This is a genomic window from Nocardioides sp. Soil_C_8 (assembly GCF_057656315.1).
In genome coordinates, this window is the sequence record NZ_JBDGKQ010000012.1 from 1 (window position 1) to 260 (window position 260).

Genomic DNA, 260 nt, shown 5'->3' on the forward strand with positions numbered 1-260 from the left:
GTGGCGGGGCGGGTCGGTCCGGCGCAGCTGGACCGGCTCGTGGCGGAGGCGATCAAGCGCTACGACCTCGCCGAGGTCGATCCGGCAGCGGATCCGGAGGACGGCTACCTGTCGGTGGACCCGCGCCACGTCACGATCCACGACGACGACGTGCACTTCGCCGGCACCATGCGGATCGAGGCCGAGGTCGACATCGCGGATGCCCTGGACCTCGACCGCGCCCTCGCTCACGGTGCGGCCACGTTGAAGGCCCTCGGGTC

The 260-nt window shown here is 71.9% G+C and carries 1 pseudogene; it reads left to right on the plus strand.

Annotated features, from left to right (window positions below):
• A pseudogene (locus tag AC3A3L_RS21645) lies at positions 1-260 on the plus strand (HNH endonuclease signature motif containing protein); the annotation flags it as partial.